Here is an 18,308-nt window from a genome sequence, read left to right as displayed (position 1 = left end):
GACTATCGTCCCTCATAACCGCCCTGCATCAGGTCATGCCGCGTCAGTTTCCGCACAAGATGATCGATGGCCAACCGATAACCGTCCACCCCGGCTCCCACGATGACGGCGTCAACCACCGCAGACAGGTAGGAGTGGTGCCGAAACTCCTCACGCTTGTGCACGTTACTGATGTGCACCTCGACCGTGGGCAGGCCGACTGCACTGATTGCATCCCGGAGGGCGACTGAGGTGTGGGTGTACGCGGCGGCGTTGATGACGATCCCATCGGCAGTTCCCGCAGCGGCGTGGATGGCGTCGACAAGCTCACCCTCGTGGTTGGACTGGGTGCACGTGACCGCCCAACCGTGGGCACCCGCGGCCGACTCACACAGCTTCTCGACGTCGTCCAGGCTGTGTGATCCGTAGACCCCGGGCTCGCGGGTACCAAGCAGGTTCAGGTTGGGGCCGTTGAGGATCAGCAGGGTAGTGGTCGCCATGGCTTAACTATGCCTGATCGCCCAGGCTTAGCCCGCGGCGTTGCCCGGGATGTCAGCCCAGCGCGGGCGCCGGCCGGCGGAGGCGCACTGCCGCCGTCGCACCCGCGAGAGTCACGAGGCTCATGAGGGCCAGCACGACACCGGGATGCCACCAGGCGCCGTCAGTGGCCTCTCCGAACATCTGGGTGATGGACGGAGCAAAGCCGGCCACAATAGCGGCGATGCTGTACGAGAACGACAGGGCGGTGAAGCTTGTGCTCGGATCGAACAGATCCGCCATGAGCCCTCCGAGCGCCGCCCAACTTGCGGTCGGCAGGATGCCGCCGAGCAGGATCGCCGCTACGTACAGGGGCGCATCCGCGATGCTGATGACCCAGTAGAGCGGGAAACTGATCAGTGCCGTTCCGAGAGCGCCGCCCGCGACTACTTTCGCCGAGCCGATCCGCGTGGCCAGCCAACCGAACGCGGGAATGGTGGCGAGCTGCAGCAGCGAACCGATCAGCGCGGCGTTGAGGACGGTGGCTTCCGACAGACCCAACCGCTCGGTCCCGTACGCCTGGGTGTAGGACACCATGAGGAAATAGGAGCCGATACCCAGCACCGCTGACGCAACAGCAACAACAACGGCGACGGGCTGGGAGCGCAGGACGCTCAGCAGCGGAACGCGTACCTTCCTGGTCGTCTGGAAAACCGGTGTCTCGTCAATCGCGAGCCGCAGGTAGAGGGCGACGGCGAGGAACGGGAAGGCGAGCAGGAACGGGATGCGCCAGCCCCAGGTCGTCATGATGTCCGGAACCATCACCGTGAGGATGAGGAAGATCAGTGAGATCAGCATGGTGCCGACGGGGGAGCCCAGCTGGGGGATTGCGGCGTACAGCGCGCGCTTGCGTCCGCTTGCGTGTTCAGTGGCAATCAGGATGGAGCCGCCCCACTCGCCGCCCAGCGACAGGCCCTGCAGCAGGCGGAGGATTGTCAGGATGATGGGTGCCCAGACGCCGATCACACTGTAATCGGGAAGAAGCCCGACGGCGCCGGTGGCCAGTCCCATCAGCAGGATGGTCCAGATGAGCGTCTTTTTCCGGCCGATCCGGTCCCCGAGATGACCGAAGAGGATGGCACCCAGCGGGCGGGCGACGAAGCCCATCGCGAAGATCAGGAATGCGGACAGGGTTCCGGCGAGCGGATCCTGCTCCGCGAAGAAGACCTCATTGAAGACGAGTGCGGCAGCGGTGCCGAAAACATAGAAGTCGTAGGATTCAAGGGCGGTTCCGACGAAGGACGCAGCGGCTGTCTTTCGGGCCACTCCGGGGCGGGTGGCCGGCGTCGGGCGGGGTGCGGTAGAGGTGGACACGGTTCAGAATTGTCCTCGCAGCCAGACCCGAGCGGCCAGCAATTCCGGTCAACATCACAGTGTCGGTAGACCTGCATCACAGTCCCTGTCCGGCTGCCGCTCGAAAAGCGGCAGCCGGACAGCAGGGAGCGAAAGAGACTACTTTCTCAGCGATGCCGCGATCTGCTGCATGATCGTCGGATCGGACAGGGTGGTGGCGTCGCCGACCTCCCGGCCCTCCGCCACGTCCTTGAGCAGGCGCCGCATGATCTTGCCCGAGCGTGTCTTGGGCAGCTCCGGCACCACCAGGATGTTGCGTGGCTTCGCGATTGGTCCGATCTCCTTGGCGACGTGGTTGCGCAGGGTGGTGACGACGTCGTCGTCCTGGGCAGCAGAACCGCGCAGGATCACGAAGGCGACCACAGCCTCGCCGGTGGTTTCGTCGGAAGCACCGACGACGGCGGCCTCCGCCACCGACGGATGGCTCACAAGCGCGGACTCGATTTCTGTCGTCGACAGGCGGTGGCCCGAGACATTCATGACGTCGTCCACCCGGCCGAGCAGCCAGATGTCGCCGTCCTCGTCGCGCTTGGCGCCGTCTCCCGCGAAGTACATGTTGTCGAACCGGGACCAGTAGGTGTCCTTGAACCGCTGCGGGTCACCCCAGATCCCGCGGAGCATGGACGGCCAGGGCTCACGGATCACGAGGTAGCCGCCGGAGCCGTTGGGTACGGACTGACCCATCTCGTCCACCACATCCACCGCGATGCCGGGCATGGCCACCTGCGCCGATCCCGGCTTGCAGGCAGTCACGCCGGGGAGCGGGGAGATCATGTGCGCGCCGGTTTCGGTCTGCCACCACGTGTCGACGATCGGTGCGCGGGTTTCTGATCGCCCGCCGTTGCCGCCGATGATTTCCCGGTACCACATCCACGCCTCGGGGTTGATGGGTTCACCCACCGAACCGAGAACGCGGATGGAGGAGAGGTCGAACTTCGCGGGAATGTCGCGCCCCCACTTCATGAACGTCCGGATGGCGGTGGGCGCGGTGTAAAGAATTGACACCTTGTACTTCTCCACGAGCTCCCACCAGCGGCCCTGGTGGGGGGTGTCCGGCGTGCCCTCATAGATGAGCTGGGTGGCGCCGTTGACCAGCGGTGAGTACGCGACGTAGCTGTGCCCTGTCACCCAGCCGATGTCGGCCGTGCACCAGAAGACATCGGTCTCAGGGTGCAGGTCGAAGGTGTACTTCTGGGTGAATGCGGTCTGGGTCAGGAACCCGCCGGTGGTGTGCAGGATGCCCTTGGGCTTACCGGTGGTGCCCGAGGTGTAGAGGATGAAGAGTGGGTGTTCGGAATCGTGGCCCTCGGCGGTGTGCTCATCGGAGGCCTCACCGACGACGTCGTGCCACCAGCGGTCGCGGCCTTCCACCCACTCGACCGGTTCCCCGTTGCGCTTGACCACGACGACGTTCTCGACCGTATGGCCGGGGCGCTCCAGTGCACTGTCCACGGCGGGTTTGAGGGAGCTCGGCTTACCCCTGCGGTAGGTGCCGTCGGAGGTGACCACCAGCTTCGCTTCGGCGTCGTCGATCCGGCTGCGCAGGGCATCGGCCGAGAATCCTCCGAAGACCACGGAGTGGACCGCGCCGATGCGGGCGCAGGCCAGCATGGTGATGACGGCCTCAGGGATCATGGGCAGGTAGACGGCAACGCGGTCGCCCTTGGTCACGCCCAGGGACTCGAAGGCGTTGGCGGCCTTCTTCACCGCCGTTGTCAGCTCTGCGTAAGTGTAGGTAAGGGTGTCACCGGGTTCGCCCTCGAAATGGATCGCCACACGGTCGCCGCGGCCCTGCTCCACATGGCGGTCCAGAGCGTTGTACGCGGCATTGACCTTTCCGCCGACGAACCACTTGGCGAACGGCGCCTCAGACCAGTCCAGGGCCTGTGAGAAATCCTGGTGCCAGGTCAGCAACTCCCGGGCCTGGCTCGCCCAGAACTCGGGGCCCTGTTTCCCCTGCTCATACAGCTCGGCCGTCGCGATGGCGCTGGCCGCGAAGTCCTCGCTCGGCGGGAAGCGTCGCTCCTCATGCAGCAGATTTTCGAATGCGTCACCCGTGGAAACCTGGGTGTCTTCAGACATTGTGAACCCCTTCGGCCATTCAGTGCGGAGGCGGACCCGAACAGACAATTCAAGCCGCTGATGTGCTGTGTCCCACATTAGTGGGGGCGCCACCCGATCGGTGTGCTGGTGGTCACACTGTAGATGCGAAAGGCACTGATTCTGCGATGAGCGGTGAGCGCGGGACGCCGACATGTCCCATCATTGGTAGGAAAGGAAGTAGGCGTTGACTAGGGTTATCAAAGAAATCCGAATCCGGCTCAACGCCCTCGGCACCTGACTGCGGCAGAAGCCGCCGTTATGAAACGGAGAATCCAGACATGACCGAACAGCGCCAGTACGACGGCGGCGCAGACACCGCGCACAGCTCGCCGGTGCAGCAATCAGGCCGGTCCGAAACACCTGCAGATGCCTCTGCTACCGCCGGGCACAGCGGGCCCGAGGCTGTAGCAGGGCCCTTCACCCTGCGTGAAACGGTCATCGGTGTCTCGGTGCTGGTGATGTTCGTCGGCACAATCCTGCCCTTTATGGACGGCGTCAATCTGTGGCGCACGTTCTCCCTCTTCTTCCTGGGCATCGGGATCCTGCTTCCGGTTGCGGCGCTGTCGCTGATCGTGGGCCGCCGGCTGGGAGCCAAGAGCCTGCGCGTCGGATCGCTCTCTGTCGACCAGTTCGCCTCGGTGACCGCAGCGTTCGCCGCCGCATTCTTCTTCCTGCAGACCGTTACCACTTTCGAGGTCGGTGCGTTCATCGCGTTGCTCGGATCGGTCGGGTTCTTCGTCGCAACGGTCGGCGGTCCCCACCTCGGCGTCTTCAAGCCGGATTTCGCGGGTCGTCCGTCGTCGTCCGCCCATCGGATCGCCCGGGAGGCGTTGCCCGCCAAGCCGCGTCCGCCGAAGCCGGTTCCTGCAGAGACCGTGACGGGATGGAATGATTCTTCGGCAGGCAAGTCCGTCACTGGCGGGCCGAGCAGCGCCGGCTACAGCGCCGGGTATGCCGTCGTTGATTACGCTGCAGGCCAGGGCTCCGGTGCCTCGCACGGCTCCGCGGCGGGGCAGGCGCAGACTCCTGTAACAGAGCACGCGCAGGTTCCCGCAGCCAAGCAGGACTCCGCTCCGCACACTGAGAGCACCGCCCGCCCCACGGAGACAAGGGAGGCGGAGCCTGCAGCTCCCAGTGCAGGTGCAGCGCAGCCGGAAGCGCCGCGCGGCTCCGGCTCACACGCGGTGTCCAGCTCGGGAGCAGCCGCAGAAGCCGCTGCTCCCGCTGCCACTGTTGCGCAGCCAGCAGTTGAGAAGGCCGCGGAGCGGACCATGGCGCAGCAGACTGTGCGGCAGACGGACAGCAGCACCGAGGAAGCCGCGCACCCGCGGACCGAATCCATCTCCGCTACCCGGGATGCCGAGGATGATGAGCCGGTGCTCGAGGCATTCTGGTTCGCCGTCGGAACTCCCCGCTCGGTAGTGGACGAGCAGACCGGGGCACCCTTGTTCGTGCTCCAGCCCGGTGACTGGGAAGTTGGCATCGAGGACCGCGGGCATGAGTTCCTCGTTCAGGACAAGCGCACTGGCCGCATTGGTGTCATGCGGGACCTGCGCAACATCGAACGCGCACCCCGCGAGGGATAGCAGGCGGCACGGGCGGGCGGAAACGGAAAGGGAAACCGGGTCATCGTGGATGTATCGCCGATCGCGCTGAAGCGCCGGGCGCGTAGGATCCATCGCGTGCTCGCAGAGACGTACCCATACGCTGTAGCGGAACTGGATTTCCGGAACCCCTTCGAGCTGCTGGTGGCTACGGTCCTCTCAGCCCAGACCACCGACGTGCGGGTGAATCTGACCACCCCGGCCCTGTTTGCGCGATACCCGGACGCCCGGAGCCTCGCTGAAGCTGCGGAAGATGAGTTGCAGGAGATGATTCGCCCCACCGGCTTTTTCCGGGCGAAGTCCCGCAGCCTGCTCGCGTTGGCCACCCGCATCGTCGACGATTTCGACGGTGAGGTGCCCGGTCGCCTGGAGGATCTGGTGACCCTTCCCGGAGTAGGCCGTAAAACGGCGAACGTGGTGCTGGCCAACGCGTTCGGCGTACCGGGCATTTCGGTGGACACGCACTTCGGCCGCCTCTCCCGCCGCTTCGGCTGGACCACGGAGGAGGACCCAGTGAAGGTGGAGTTCGACGTCGCCGCTCTCTTCGAGCGCAGGGACTGGACTATGCTCTCGCACCGGGTAATCTTCCACGGCCGCCGTATCTGCCATGCCAAGAAGCCCGCGTGCGGTGTGTGCCCGGTGGCCTCGCTGTGCCCGTCCTACGGCGAAGGAGAGGTCGACCCGGACAAGGCACGGAAGCTCCTGAAGTACGAGCTCGCCCCGGGCCGCGAGGAGCTCCACCGCCGTATGGTGGAGGGCGCTTCGCGCGCCGAGTTGCTGGCTGCCGGCCATACCCTGAGCGCATGAGCGCGTACTCCCAACTCAAGGCCTTCGCCGAGAGCGCGGCGCCCATCGGCCCGGGCAGGGACAAGACGGAGTCATGGCAGGTAGTCGGGATAGATATTGCAACCGCCAGGCCGGCCGCTGTCCTGATTCTCTTCGGACACCTTGATGACCGTCCTGCACGTATCCACTCGGCAGCTGTGCCGGATGACCTGGACGTCCTGTTTGTGACCCGCGCCGGCACGTTGCGCAGCCATCCCGGCCAGGTGGCGTTCCCGGGCGGACGAATCGACGACGACGACGCCGATCCCGCCGCTGCAGCCCTGCGGGAAGCTGAGGAGGAGACAGGCCTCGATCCTGCGGGCGTCGAAGTCCTGGGGGAGCTGCCGGAAGTGGGGCTCCCGCTCAGCAATTACCTCGTGACGCCCGTGCTCGGCTGGTGGGCCTCGCCGACGCCCGTGCGGGTAGTGGACCACGCCGAATCATCACACGTTTTCCGTGCGCCGGTGGCGGAGCTTCTCTCGCCCGAGGCACGGTTCACCGCAGTTGTGCGGCGCAACGGGCGTAGGCACAGCACACCGGCATTCATGGTCGATGACATCACGATCTGGGGGTTCACCGGACTGTTACTGTCACGCTTGTTCGATGGGTTGGGCTGGACGCAGCCCTGGGATGAGTCCCGCGAGCGCGACGCGCCGCTCTAGAGCGATTCGGCTTTCGCCGCGATCTCGGCCAGGTCCTTGGCCAGTGCCTTGCGCGTCATCTTCATCCCGATCTTGCCGAACAGGGCGAGCATGATTCGGCCGGCCATGGTGGGCTCGACGACCTGGGCACCGAAAGTCAGGGTCAGATCAGTTCCGCCATTGCGTTCCGCGAGCGTGAAGTGCGTGGTGTAGTCCGCGCCGTTCTGAAGGGCCTTGACCGTTGTGCTGCGGGGCGGGTCCGCCTGCTCCACCCACATCTCGACGGTTTCCGAGCGGCCCATCATGGTGCGGGTTTCCTTCCACCGGGTGCCCTTCCCGTACGGTCCGTCACTGAGCATCTGCACCGACTGAACCCCGGACAGGGTTGCTGCTGAGCCTGGGATGTCTGAGATAACGGACCAGACCCTTTCGGGGGAAGCGTTGATGTGCTGAGTGAGGCTGGTGCTGTGATCCATGCGTCGAGCCTAGCCACCCCCCCTGACGATTCGCAGGTTCGCGCGCCCTGCCTGTTGTGAATCTGTCTTTGTGAATCAGCTATTTTGCGTCGGCGTATGAGTCCGCCATCACGACGTTCACGGGGAACTCGACCGGAATCCGACCGAACATCAGGTGGGTAGCGGCGCGCGCCGACTCGTTCACCATGGTGGAAACCTCGCCCGCAAGCTCACGGGGTACATGCAGCATGACCTCGTCATGCAGGAAGAACACAATGTGCGCTTGAGCAAAGCCGGGCGGGGCGGCACGCAACCGCCGTCGTAATTCAGCCAGCCAGCACAGGGCCCATTCCGCGGCCGTCGCCTGAACCACGAAATTGCGTGTGAAACGGCCCCGCGACCGGGCAAGCGCATCCGCGCGCTGCTGCTCGGCGGCGCTGCTGGTGCGCTGGGCGGCGAGCCAGCGTTCCGACGGCGGAGGGCAGCCGCGGCCGAGGAAACTCGCGACGACGCCGCCTCCCTCGCCCGTGCGCGCAGCGGCCTCCACCACAGAGATCGCCTGCGGATAAGTGCGGGTGAGCTGTGGCATGAGCCGGCCGGATTCGCCGGTGGTTGCGCCGTACATGGCTCCGAGCATGGCCACCTTCGCCTTGGCCCGGTCCCCACCGAATCCCTGATCGGCGATGCCCTGGTACAGATCCAGGCCGCGTCCCGCTGTCGCGAGCGCGGAATCCTTGCCGAGCACGGCGAGTACGCGCGGTTCGAGTTGGGCTGCATCCGCGACGATGAGCACATGGCCGGGGTCCGCGCGGACGGCATCGCGTACCTGGTGGGGGATCTGCAGCGCGCCGCCGCCGCGGGACGCCCACCGTCCGGACATGCTGCCGCCCACAACGTACTCCGGTCGGAACCTGCCGTCGCGAACCCAGGTGTCCAGCCAGGTCCAGCCGTTCGCTGCCATCAGCCGGGAGAGTTTCTTGTACCTCAACAACGGCGCGATCGCGGGATGGTTGTGCCGCTGAAGCTCCCACGAACGCGTGGACGACACCTCGATACCCGCCCGGTGCAGGGCTCTCAGCAGCTCCTGGGGTGAATCGGGATTGAAGCGCGGATTGCCCAGGGCAGTGCGGAGTTCCCCTACCAGTTGCTCCAATCCGGCTGGGAGATGCCCCTCTCTTGGGCGCGGACCGAGCTGGGAGGTGAGCAGGTCATCGTGCAGATCCGCCCTCCACGGGATGCCATGGAACTCCATTTCCGCGGCGAGGAGGGCCCCCGCGGATTCGGCTGCGAGCAGCAAGGCGAGCTGCGCCGGACGGTCGCTGGCCCTGACTGCTCGCTGCTGGGCTGCGAACTCCTGCACGACGTCGGATAGGTCCGGACCGCTCTGGGGCAGGACCGTCTCGAACAGGCTTCCCTGATCGGGTGAGGGCGCCGTAGGCGGCAACATCCGGGACGGGTTCGCGTCCTCGGTTTCGTCCGAACGGGGTTGCAGTCGGCTCCCGTAGTCCGTCGACGCACAGTAGGGTGAGTGGCGCATGATCTCCCGGCTGAGCGCGATGTCGTGGCAACGCTCGACGGTGATGCCCTGAGCGAGCAGCCCGGGGTACCACCTGCGTGTGCTGTCCCAGACCCAACGGGTGCCGGGCCGTTCCAGCCTTCGCACCGTCTCTGCCTGCTGACCTGCCGGAACGACGACGGGGTCAGTGGTGGGGGAGCCGGCGGCATCGACCGGCTGGAAGGCCACTTGTGCATCGTTAACGTCGCTGAGGCGCTGCCCGCTCGACGGCGGCGCGAGGACGATGTACACGCCTCCTATTGTCGCCTACCGCGCAGCAGGAACTTCTCCTGCACTTTCGCTGAAGGTATCCACATAAGGGGGGATCCGCCCCTTGTCCGGCCGGCCGCGACCGCAGGCTGGGTGTATGTCTTCCTGGGTTCCGACCGCTGAGTCGCCGGCCGTAGTGCTGGTCAGTCCGTCACAACGTCTCCGTGATGAGGCGGCAAGGGTTGCGGTTGCCGCGGGACTGGGCCTGACCCTTGCTGCGTCGGTGGGCGAGGCACTGGCGCTACGCCCCGCCGTCCTGCTGCTGCACAGCGATAGTGCGAGGCATGCTGTCTCCGGCTGCCCTGTCATTGTGGTCGGCCTGGACGGAGAGGAAACGGGCGCCTGGGCAGCGGCAGCGCAGTGCGGTGCCGATCGCGTTGCCATTCTTCCTCAGGCTGCCGGCTGGCTCGCCGAGCACCTAGGCCAACTGCAGCGGGCTCGGGAGGAGGGAACCGTCGTCGGGGTGCTGGGTGCGGTCGGAGGAGTAGGTGCCAGCACCATCAGTGGATGGCTGGCCGCCTCTGCGGGCGTGCGGGACTTTCGTACGCTGCTGGTTGACGGTGATCCCTTCGGAGGAGGGCTCGAGCTTGCGCTCGGTACTGAAGAGATGCCTGGCGTCCGATGGCCGGATCTGGGTGAAGTTCGAGGCACCCTGAACCCCGACCAGCTGGTGCATGCGCTCCCGTCGCTGGCCGGCTTCTCGCTGCTTTCCATGGGAACGGAAGCCCCGGCGCCGGGAGTACTGGCATCTGCGGCTGTGCCTTCCATCATGGAAGCGGCTCGCTCAGCGTTCGATTTCTCGGTGGTTGACGTTGCGCGCGGCTGGTCCGCCGACGGCTCGCTGCTCCCGTACTGCGACAGCGTACTTCTTGTTGTTCCCGGCCGGGTGCGGGCCATCTCGGCCGCCCGTGCGCTCGTTGCGCAGCTGCAGCCGCTCCCGGTCTGGGCGGTTGTCCGCGGCCCTCTTGGGCCGAACCTGGACCCGGGGAGGGTCGCAGACGCCATCGGTGTGCCGGGGGCCGGCTACCTGCCGCATTTCCGCACTGCTGCCGGTGGCGAAAACCAGGGTCGGGTGCTGGAACTGGCGCGCTGCCGGGCCGTGCGCTCCTTCTCGCGTACTGTGTTCGACGCTGTTTTTCCTGGGCTGGTGAAGGCGGCCGCATGAACTCCCACATCCGAGCCCGCAGGACGCGCCGAACCGTCCTTACGACTGACCAGGCAATGGTGGCGCAGGTCCGTGATGCTGTGCTCAGTGATGCCGAGCCGGTCACCGGTGCCCGGCTGGCCGCTGCGGTGCAGTCCACCGGGCGGCTGCTCGGGGCAGAGGGAGCCTTCCGCACCCTGGACCGCGTTCGCGCAGAGCTGCAGGGGCTCGGCCCATTGCAGCGTTTCGCGGAAGACCCTGCGGTCACCGACATTCTGGTCAACGGCCCCGGCGCGGTGTGGGTCGATGACGGCAGCGGACTGCAGCGCACCGACCTCACCTTGTCCAGCGACGCCGAGGTGCGTGCCCTCGCCACAAGGCTGATCGCCGCAGGTGGGCGCCGACTCGATGACGGCAACCCCTGCGTGGACGTGCGGTTGGACCGCTTCCGGGTCCACGCCGTGCTGCCCCCGCTCTCCACGGGCGGGACGCTGCTGTCCATCCGTATCCAGAGGCAGCGTTCCTTCTCCTTCGACGAGCTGGTGGCTTCGGGCGCGCTGGACACCCGGATGTCCACCGTGATGCGGGGAATCATAAGCCAGCGGCTCAATTTCCTCATCAGCGGCGCAACGGGCACCGGAAAGACAACCTTGCTCGCGGCGATGCTGTCACTGAGCGGACACCATGAGCGGTTGGTGACGGTTGAGGACTCAGCCGAGCTCAGCCCAGCTCATCCGCATGTCGTGGGACTTCAGAGCAAGCACGGAAACGCGGAGGGCAGCGGCTCCGTGGACCTCGCCGAACTGGTCCGGCAGGCCCTGAGGATGCGTCCCGACAGGCTCGTCGTCGGCGAATGCCGCGGAGCAGAGGTTCGCGAATTGCTGGCTGCGATGAACACCGGGCATGACGGCGCGGGCGGAACGATCCACGCCAACTCGGCTGCGAGCGTCCCTGCGCGGCTGTCGGCGCTCGCAGCCCTTGCGGGAATGGAGGCGGGACCGCTCGCCCTGCAGGCAGCGAACGCGCTCGACGTCGTCATCCACGTAGTCCGCGCCGGGACCGGACGGACCGTATCGGAGATCGGCGTTGTCGAAATGAGTGCAGAGGGTCAGCTGGTTGTGGGCACTGCACTTCGGCGGAACGGCACGTCATCCGAATCGGGGCCGTCATGGGAAGCCCTCGCGGTGAAGCTTCAACGGGGCCGGTGACATGACCGGAGCACTGGTTGCAGGACTCCTGTTCGGGGCATGGTGGGTCTTCGCCCTGCCTCGTCGCTCCCTGCCCGCCCCGGCATCACGGAAGACCAGCTCCGATGCTGCCACTCCGCGCTTCGGTCTGAGGAGGGTGCCGGCGATAGATCCCCATGAGATTCCGCTGTTCGTCCACCAGTTGACAGGCCTGCTTCAGGCTGGACGTACGCCTTCCCAACTGTGGGGTGATGCGCTCAGGGTCCACGGGAGCACTGCCACCGGCTTCTCTCAAGCGGCCAGGCAGGTCCTCCAGTCTGCCCATCAGGCTGCCCTACTCGGGCTTGGTGTCCCTGATGTGCTGCGGGTGGCCGCCTCACGCTGCAGGGACAGTAGGCTGAGGGGTCTCTGGCTGGATCTTGCAGCGTGCGTTGAGGTTGCAGAGCGAAGCGGAGCCCCGCTTGCCGCAGTCCTTGCCCGTTATGCGGTGCAGCGCGAATCCCAACTGGACTCTGATGCTGCCAGGGACACCGCGCTCGCCGGTCCGCGCGCTACCGTCCGCCTCCTGTCCTGGCTGCCGCTGTTTGGGATGGCCGTAGGTTACCTGATCGGGGTTGACCCGATCGCGGTCCTCCTTGGTTCCGTCCCGGGCGTCGCCGCTCTTTGTGCAGGAGCCTTGCTGATGATTGCCGGCAGAATCTGGTCGAGCAGGCTCGTGCGGGCAGCGGCAGGCGAAACCCCGTGACCGGCGCCGTCGTGGCGATTCTCCTCTGTACCGGGTGCTGGCTTCTGCACCGGTCAGCCCTGCATGAGCAGCGGCTCTCGACAGCCGCCCAGGGAGAATTTTCCGGAGCCGGCAAGGTCGGCCTGGACGACCCGGCACTCATGATGGATCTCACAGCGTCCATGCTTGCTGCCGGGCTGTCCCTCGACCGTTGCATCGAGGTCCTTGCACGATCAACATCGCCGCCGGTCAGCTCCGCTCTGACGGCAGTCAAGATCGCGTTGGATCTCGGCGCGTCCTGGGAGACAGCCTGGGACACTGTTTCCGCGGCCGCCGATGCCCAACCCGCGGTAGAGCTTGGCCGTGCCCTCCGCTTCGCAGGAACGACCGGTGCGCCCTCCGCAGCCGTCGTTACCGCGCACGCTGCCCAGTTTCGGCGCAGGAGGAACCGTGAGGCGGAGCAGCGGGCCGCAGCGCTCGGCGTGCGGTTGGTCGTTCCCCTTGGCCTCTGCTCGTTGCCTGCGTTTGTCTGCCTCGGTGTCATCCCGATCCTGGTCGGACTATTTCCCGCATTCTCCTGAGGATCGTGATCCCTCCGTGGGACCAAGCTTTCCGCCTCCGCTCTGGGCGTTGACGATGTCCGGAACTCCACAACCCGGCGGAACGCCTGCACTTTTCCACACAGGGGAACTTCCTGAACCGGGACCGGGACGGTCGCGAAAGACTCGAATCAGCCGCTCAAGCAGCTACGGACGGGCCGGCATTCGCCGGCCGGGTTCATCAGGAAAATCATCGATCGAGGAGTTGTCATGACACGTTCCACCACAGCAGCAACAGCCCAGTCCGCACGCCCGCGGGAAGCCCCCGTGGAGGAGAGGCCCCTCGCGGACGTGGTGCCGCTCCGAGCGGACGCCGTTGGGACCCGAGACCGATCCAGAGGGGCTCTGATGCGGTCGGAGGCAGGATTGGCTACCGCTGAATATGCGATCGCTACCCTGGCTGCCGTTGGCTTTGCCGCGCTCCTGGTTGCGGTTCTTTCCAGTGGGGAGATCCGCGGCATGCTCAAGTCTCTGATCACAAATGCCCTCAGCTTCGGCTGAGTTCGGTGATTTGACGGGCTTCCAGGTGAAGAGAGCATCCCAAGAAGGCGCCGTGACAGCCGAGGTGGCAGTTGCCTTCCCGGCCGTGGTTGCTTTGCTGGCAGTGGTTCTTGCGGCCGCTTCGGTTGGACTGTCCCAATTACGGGTAGAGGAGGCTGCACGGGCGGGAGCGCGTGAGGTGATGCGAGGCGAGTCAGAAGCCAGTGTGGGATCAACCGTTCGCCGTATCGCCGGAGAACATGCGTCTATCGCTCTTCACTCCGGCGGCGGCTACGACACGGTAACAGTGACCACAACGGTCGATGTCCCGGTGTTGGACCTCTTCGATCTCAACCTTTCGGCTCGAGCGTTTGCTGTGCCGGAGCAGAAGTGACCTGCGGGCGGCCGGCCCGCGAAAGCGGAGCAGGCACCACGCTCATGGCCGGAGTTGCACTCGCAGCCCTGCTGCTGCTTGCCGGGATCGTCCTGTTCGTCCAAGGGTCGGTAGCAGCATCGAGGGCAGCTACCGCAGCAGATCTATCCGCGCTCGCCGCCGCCGACGCCGCCCGGGGCCTTCGTGACGGCAGCCCCTGCATGGTGGCCGCAACTGTCGCCTCGCACCATGGAAGCCGGTTGACCGGGTGCTCGCTCGAGGGACCATCGGGCCACATCGTCCGTGTGCAGACCGAGCTGGACGTCAGCCGCGTGCTGCCCCCGGCAACAGGTCAGGCACGGGCAGGCCCGCCACCATCAGATCCTGACAGGAAGGAGGACTAATCGTCCGACATGCCCTTGCCTGGCGCAGGCTCCCCGTCCGGGGCCTGCGCCAGCAGCATGTCGAGCAGAGTCAGTGCCCCGTCCTTGCTCAGGGGATTGTTGCGGTTGCCGCACTTGGGGGACTGGACACACGATGGGCACCCAGCGTCACACTCACAGGACCGGATTGCCTCCGCAGTAGCACCGAGCCAGGTCTTCGCCGCCTCGAAACCGCGCTCCGCGAACCCGGCTCCACCGGGATGGCCGTCGTAGACAAAAATGGTCGGCAGTCCGGTGTCGGCGTGCAGGGCCGTCGATACTCCACCGATGTCCCAACGATCGCTTGAGGCGACCAGAGGCAACAGTCCGATCGCCGCATGTTCGGCGGCGTGAAGTGCACCGGGCAGATCCACAGCGGTGACACCGCTGGTCTCGAGGAGACGGTTGTCGCACTCAAACCACACGCTTTTTGTGAAAAGGTCTCTCGCGCCAAGTTCCAGAGGCTCTTCACCAAGAATCTCGTTCGAGACGAACGCCTTCCGCTGGAAAGAGATCACCTGCGTGGTGACCTTCACTTCCCCGAAACACACCGGATGGGACCCCACGAGACGCTGCGTTGCTCTGAGATGACCTCGATCTGGGTGACGTCCCGTGCCTGGGTGTAGTAGTCGGGATTGGAGCGCGTGACGACGGCGCAGTGGTCCTGCTCGTTCAGTTCTTCGACAACGTAACTCTGGCCCTGGTGCACGTACACCGCACCTGTGTGCGCTTGATAGTGACTCTGCGGTGAGTCCATGGTTCCGAGTACGGTCCCGGTTTCACTCTCGATGATGTTGATGGGTCCGCCTCCGTCCGCGCGCAGGTTGACCATCCCCGCCGCGCTCTGGGGGTGCGTCCAGAACCATCCTGCAGGGCGATTGCGCAGCAGCCCCTGATCCACCAGCTGACCGAGCAAGCCCTGAGCCGTTTCCCCGAACAGCGGCAGATCATCGACCGTAAGCGGCAGCTCCGCGGCTGCGGCGCACAGATGCGGTCCAAGAACATATGGGTTGGCAGGGTCGAACACCGTTGCCTCCACACCGACATCGAAAACCGCCTCGGGATGGTGAACCAGGTAGGTGTCCAGGGGGTCGTCGCTCGCAACGAATGCGGCGAGGGCATCCTGACCGGATCGTCCCGCCCGCCCGATCTGCTGCAACAGCGACGCCCGGGTGCCGGGCCAGCCCGCCACCAGGACGGCGTCCAGACCGGAGATGTCGATCCCGAGCTCCAGGGCAGACGTACTCGCGACGCCGAGAAGCCGGCCGGAGCGCAGAGCGGCTTCCAGCTGACGGCGTTCTTCAGGCAGGTAGCCGGACCGGTACGCGGCCACGCGGGCCGGCAGCTTCGGGTCCACCTCACTGAGCAGCCGCTTGGTGTTGGCGGCGATGCTTTCCGCTCCCCGACGGGACTTGATGAACGCGATCGTGCGCACCTGGGCTGACACCAAATTTGTCAGCAGGTCGGAAGTTTCCGCTATCACGGTCCGGCGTTGCCGGGCACCGTTCTCGCCCCGCAGGTCTGTCAGTTGCGGCTCCCAGAAAGCGATCGTCGTCGAACCGTGTGGCGACTTGTCCTCGGTGAAGGCGCTGACGGAGGCTCCGATGAGCTTCCCGAAGGACTCCGCAGGGGCCGCCGAGGTTGCCGACGCCCCGATGAAAACAGGATTCGCGCCATAGTAGGCGCACACCCGGCGGAGTCTCCGGAGCAGATTGGCCACGTGTGAGCCGAAGACCCCCCGGTAGCTGTGGGCCTCATCCACGATCACGTAGCTCAGACGGCGGAAGAAACGCGCCCACCAGGCGTGGTTCGGCAGGATCCCGTAATGCAGCATGTCCGGGTTCGCCAGCACGAGGTTGGCGTGATCACGAATCCAGCGACGCGCGCCCGAGTCCGTGTCGCCGTCGTACGTGTCAGCGCGAACCGTCGCCAGCCCCAGGGAGGAGATGGCTGAAAGCTGGTCTGCCGCCAGTGCCTTCGTTGGCGAAAGATACAGCGCGACTGCGCCCGTCGGCTCAAGGGAAACCCGTTCCGCCAGCGCCGACCGGTGAATGGCGTCGAGGACAGGAAGCTGGTAGCTGAGGGACTTGCCGGACGCCGTGCCCGTTGCGATAACCACGTGTGAACCAGCGTGGGCCGCATCCGCGGCCGCAGCCTGGTGTTCCCAGGGCCGGTCGATTCCCTGAGCCTGGTACGCCTCAACCACGTCAGGATGCGCCCAGGCAGGCCAGTCGCTGTACACCGCGTCGCGGGCGGGAAGCTGGCGAACGTGAACCAGCTGCTCAGGATCCACCCCGCCGAGAATCGGAATCAGGGAATCGTGGGCAGGCACCTGCCCATTTTGTCACCCCGTCACAAATCAGGCGGGCAGGACCAGGCCGACGGCGGTCAGCGCCGGATGACGAATGTGTCCGCGAGGTGGGTCCATCCCAGGTACTGGTACAGGTGCCGGCCCGACTCGGAGGCCATCAGCAGTCCAGTCTCGACATCGTCCTCGAGGATGTCGGCGGTGAGCGCACGCATCACAAAGCTCCCCAAACCACGCCGGCGATACCCCGGGTCCGTGATAATGCGGTCATACACTGCGTGACCGTCCTGCCTGGCAACCGAACCGCTGGCCACTTCCTGGCCGTCCACGGTGACGGAAACGCGCCTGCAGTGTTCCTCGCGAATGTGCGCAAGCTTGAACTCATCGTCCGGTGGCCGAGGATCTTCGACATCCTGTTCGTCCATATCGGCGCACATCAGCGCCTGCTCATAGTCTGTGATTCGCATGTGAAGGGGGGCGGAGGCGTTGATGAGGTCGTGCATGCGGTTGGTAATCACCGTGAGCACGCGATAGGAGCTCTCGCGGGTCTCGCCGGCGAGTTCGAGGAACTCCCCGATAGTGGGCTCATAAACGATGGTCTCGAGATGGTTCTGCTGGTCTGTGAGCACCACCGACATGCTCCGGCCGTTGTCCTGGGGTGTGTAACCGCGGCATTGAGCCCAGCCGGCGACCCAGGTGCGGACCAGTTGTTCAGATAGAGCGGCTCCCATGCCTGAACCATAGTGGTGCCCGGTCCGTAAGAACATAGGCCCGGGCAGAGGTTGCCGATTTGAGACCTCCCCTCCGGGCGCCGGTACCATTGATGGGTGTCAATGAACCGCATCGTCCTCTACTACGCGTTCACCCCGCTGTCCGATCCTGAAGCGATCCGGCTGTGGCAGCGTTCCCTCTGCGAGAAGCTGGGGTTGCGTGGCAGGATTCTCATCTCGAAGGACGGTATCAACGGCACTGTCGGCGGCGAACTGAATGCCGTCAAACAGTACGTGAAGACAACGCGGGAGTACCCCGCATTCAAGAAGATGGATATCAAGTGGTCAGAGGGCGGCGCCGACGATTTCCCGAGGCTCAGCATCAAGGTCCGCGAGGAGATCGTCTCATTCGGCGCGCCCGGCGAGCTCAAGGTTGATGAGAACGGTGTCGTCGGCGGAGGCACCCACCTGAAGCCCGAGCAGGTGCATCAGCTGGTGGAAGAGCGCGGCGACGACGTCGTCTTCTTCGATGGTCGTAACGCGCTCGAAGCCCAGATCGGCAAGTTTCGGAACGCAGTTGTCCCGGACGTGAGCACCACCCATGACTTCGTGACCGAGCTGGACTCCGGAAAGTACGATCATCTGAAGAACAAGCCCGTTGTCACCTACTGCACGGGCGGCATCCGGTGCGAGGTACTCTCCAGCCTGATGGTCAACCGGGGATTCAACGAGGTCTACCAGTTGCAAGGCGGCATCGTGCGCTATGGGGAAACGTACGGGGACTCAGGCCTCTGGGAAGGCTCGCTCTATGTCTTCGACAAGCGGATGCACGTCGAATTCACGAAGGATGCGAAGACGATCGGCAAGTGCGTCCGATGCTCTGCGCCCACCAACAAGTTTGAAAATTGCTCGAACCTCAGCTGCCGGAATCTGACCCTGTACTGCGCGGAATGCGCCGCCGATCCTGCAACCCTGCGTTGCCCGCAGGGCTGCGAAACCGACGAAGCCGAAGCAACGGCCGCAGTCGGAACCGCCTGAC

17 protein-coding genes and 1 pseudogene are annotated in these 18,308 nt (G+C 65.5%); 11 read left to right on the top strand and 7 right to left on the bottom strand.

Features of this window, described 5'->3' with window-relative positions:
* Positions 1 to 2 precede the first annotated feature (2 nt).
* The 3 genes from aroQ to acs all read right to left on the bottom strand — a co-directional run bounded on the left by aroQ (position 3) and on the right by acs (position 3,951).
* Positions 3 to 479 (bottom strand): type II 3-dehydroquinate dehydratase, encoded by a 477-nt coding sequence (gene aroQ / locus M1D74_RS13070; RefSeq protein ID WP_309070552.1) that lies wholly within the window; start codon positions 477 to 479, stop codon positions 3 to 5.
* Between the two features lie 52 nt (positions 480 to 531).
* Positions 532 to 1,830 carry an MFS transporter gene (locus tag M1D74_RS13065; protein ID WP_458115557.1) on the bottom strand — a complete coding sequence of 433 codons (1,299 nt, stop codon included), beginning with the start codon at positions 1,828 to 1,830 and terminating at the stop codon, positions 532 to 534.
* A 138-nt stretch (positions 1,831 to 1,968) separates the two neighbouring features.
* On the bottom strand, positions 1,969 to 3,951 hold the full coding sequence (gene acs, locus M1D74_RS13060; RefSeq protein ID WP_309070550.1) for an acetate--CoA ligase: 1,983 nt from the start codon (positions 3,949 to 3,951) through the stop codon (positions 1,969 to 1,971).
* 299 nt (positions 3,952 to 4,250) lie between these two features.
* Here acs and M1D74_RS13055 point away from each other — a divergent pair, with 299 nt between their 5' ends.
* Genes M1D74_RS13055 through M1D74_RS13045 form a run of 3 tightly spaced genes read left to right on the top strand, consistent with a single transcriptional unit; the run spans position 4,251 to position 7,063 of the window.
* Positions 4,251 to 5,558, top strand: a complete 1,308-nt coding sequence (locus tag M1D74_RS13055) for a hypothetical protein (RefSeq protein ID WP_458115556.1) — start codon at positions 4,251 to 4,253, stop codon at positions 5,556 to 5,558.
* 45 nt (positions 5,559 to 5,603) lie between these two features.
* The gene (gene nth, locus M1D74_RS13050) at positions 5,604 to 6,383 is read left to right on the top strand and encodes an endonuclease III (RefSeq protein ID WP_309070548.1); all 780 of its coding nucleotides are present in this window, start codon (positions 5,604 to 5,606) and stop codon (positions 6,381 to 6,383) included.
* A complete protein-coding gene (locus M1D74_RS13045; protein WP_309070547.1) occupies positions 6,380 to 7,063 on the top strand; it encodes an NUDIX hydrolase in 684 nt (227 codons plus the stop codon). The genes nth and M1D74_RS13045 overlap by 4 nt, the downstream gene beginning before the upstream one ends.
* Here M1D74_RS13045 and M1D74_RS13040 read toward each other — a convergent pair.
* Both M1D74_RS13040 and M1D74_RS13035 read right to left on the bottom strand, forming a co-directional pair.
* A complete protein-coding gene (locus M1D74_RS13040) occupies positions 7,060 to 7,518 on the bottom strand; it encodes an SRPBCC family protein (RefSeq protein ID WP_458115555.1) in 459 nt (152 codons plus the stop codon). The genes M1D74_RS13045 and M1D74_RS13040 overlap by 4 nt on opposite strands.
* Positions 7,519 to 7,597: 79 nt before the next feature.
* Positions 7,598 to 9,304, bottom strand: a complete 1,707-nt coding sequence (locus tag M1D74_RS13035) for a bifunctional 3'-5' exonuclease/DNA polymerase (RefSeq protein WP_309123733.1) — start codon at positions 9,302 to 9,304, stop codon at positions 7,598 to 7,600.
* Between the two features lie 115 nt (positions 9,305 to 9,419).
* Between M1D74_RS13035 and ssd the strand changes: the two genes are divergently transcribed.
* The 7 genes from ssd to M1D74_RS13000 all read left to right on the top strand — a co-directional run bounded on the left by ssd (position 9,420) and on the right by M1D74_RS13000 (position 14,233).
* Positions 9,420 to 10,487 (top strand): septum site-determining protein Ssd, encoded by a 1,068-nt coding sequence (gene ssd, locus M1D74_RS13030; protein WP_309123732.1) that lies wholly within the window; start codon positions 9,420 to 9,422, stop codon positions 10,485 to 10,487.
* Positions 10,484 to 11,674, top strand: coding sequence for a TadA family conjugal transfer-associated ATPase (locus M1D74_RS13025; protein WP_458115554.1), 1,191 nt, complete (start codon positions 10,484 to 10,486; stop codon positions 11,672 to 11,674). The genes ssd and M1D74_RS13025 overlap by 4 nt, the downstream gene beginning before the upstream one ends.
* A 1-nt stretch (position 11,675) precedes the next feature.
* Complete coding sequence (locus tag M1D74_RS13020) at positions 11,676 to 12,398, top strand: type II secretion system F family protein (RefSeq protein ID WP_458115553.1); 723 nt, start codon at positions 11,676 to 11,678, stop codon at positions 12,396 to 12,398.
* Positions 12,395 to 12,958 (top strand): type II secretion system F family protein, encoded by a 564-nt coding sequence (locus M1D74_RS13015; RefSeq protein ID WP_309123729.1) that lies wholly within the window; start codon positions 12,395 to 12,397, stop codon positions 12,956 to 12,958. Before M1D74_RS13020 ends, M1D74_RS13015 begins: the two co-directional genes overlap by 4 nt.
* A 228-nt stretch (positions 12,959 to 13,186) precedes the next feature.
* Entirely contained in the window at positions 13,187 to 13,477 is a 291-nt protein-coding gene (locus M1D74_RS13010; protein WP_458115552.1) for a DUF4244 domain-containing protein, read from the top strand.
* 52 nt (positions 13,478 to 13,529) lie between these two features.
* Positions 13,530 to 13,850: a TadE family type IV pilus minor pilin gene (locus tag M1D74_RS13005; RefSeq protein ID WP_309072044.1), complete on the top strand. Its 321-nt coding sequence runs from the start codon at positions 13,530 to 13,532 to the stop codon at positions 13,848 to 13,850.
* Positions 13,847 to 14,233 (top strand): Rv3654c family TadE-like protein, encoded by a 387-nt coding sequence (locus M1D74_RS13000; RefSeq protein WP_458115551.1) that lies wholly within the window; start codon positions 13,847 to 13,849, stop codon positions 14,231 to 14,233. The genes M1D74_RS13005 and M1D74_RS13000 overlap by 4 nt, the downstream gene beginning before the upstream one ends.
* Here M1D74_RS13000 and M1D74_RS12995 read toward each other — a convergent pair.
* Positions 14,230 to 16,583: pseudogene (locus M1D74_RS12995) on the bottom strand (DEAD/DEAH box helicase). The gene M1D74_RS13000 and the pseudogene M1D74_RS12995 sit on opposite strands and share 4 nt — an antisense overlap.
* A gap of 56 nt (positions 16,584 to 16,639) precedes the next feature.
* Positions 16,640 to 17,290 (bottom strand): GNAT family N-acetyltransferase, encoded by a 651-nt coding sequence (locus M1D74_RS12990; protein ID WP_309072047.1) that lies wholly within the window; start codon positions 17,288 to 17,290, stop codon positions 16,640 to 16,642.
* 96 nt (positions 17,291 to 17,386) lie between these two features.
* Between M1D74_RS12990 and trhO the strand changes: the two genes are divergently transcribed.
* Positions 17,387 to 18,307, top strand: coding sequence for an oxygen-dependent tRNA uridine(34) hydroxylase TrhO (gene trhO, locus M1D74_RS12985; RefSeq protein ID WP_309072048.1), 921 nt, complete (start codon positions 17,387 to 17,389; stop codon positions 18,305 to 18,307).
* Position 18,308: the final 1 nt, after the last annotated feature.

This window comes from Arthrobacter sp. D2-10 (genome assembly GCF_054161285.1).
Note: the sequence above shows the minus strand (reverse complement) of the source record. Positions and strands in the feature narration are given on the sequence as shown.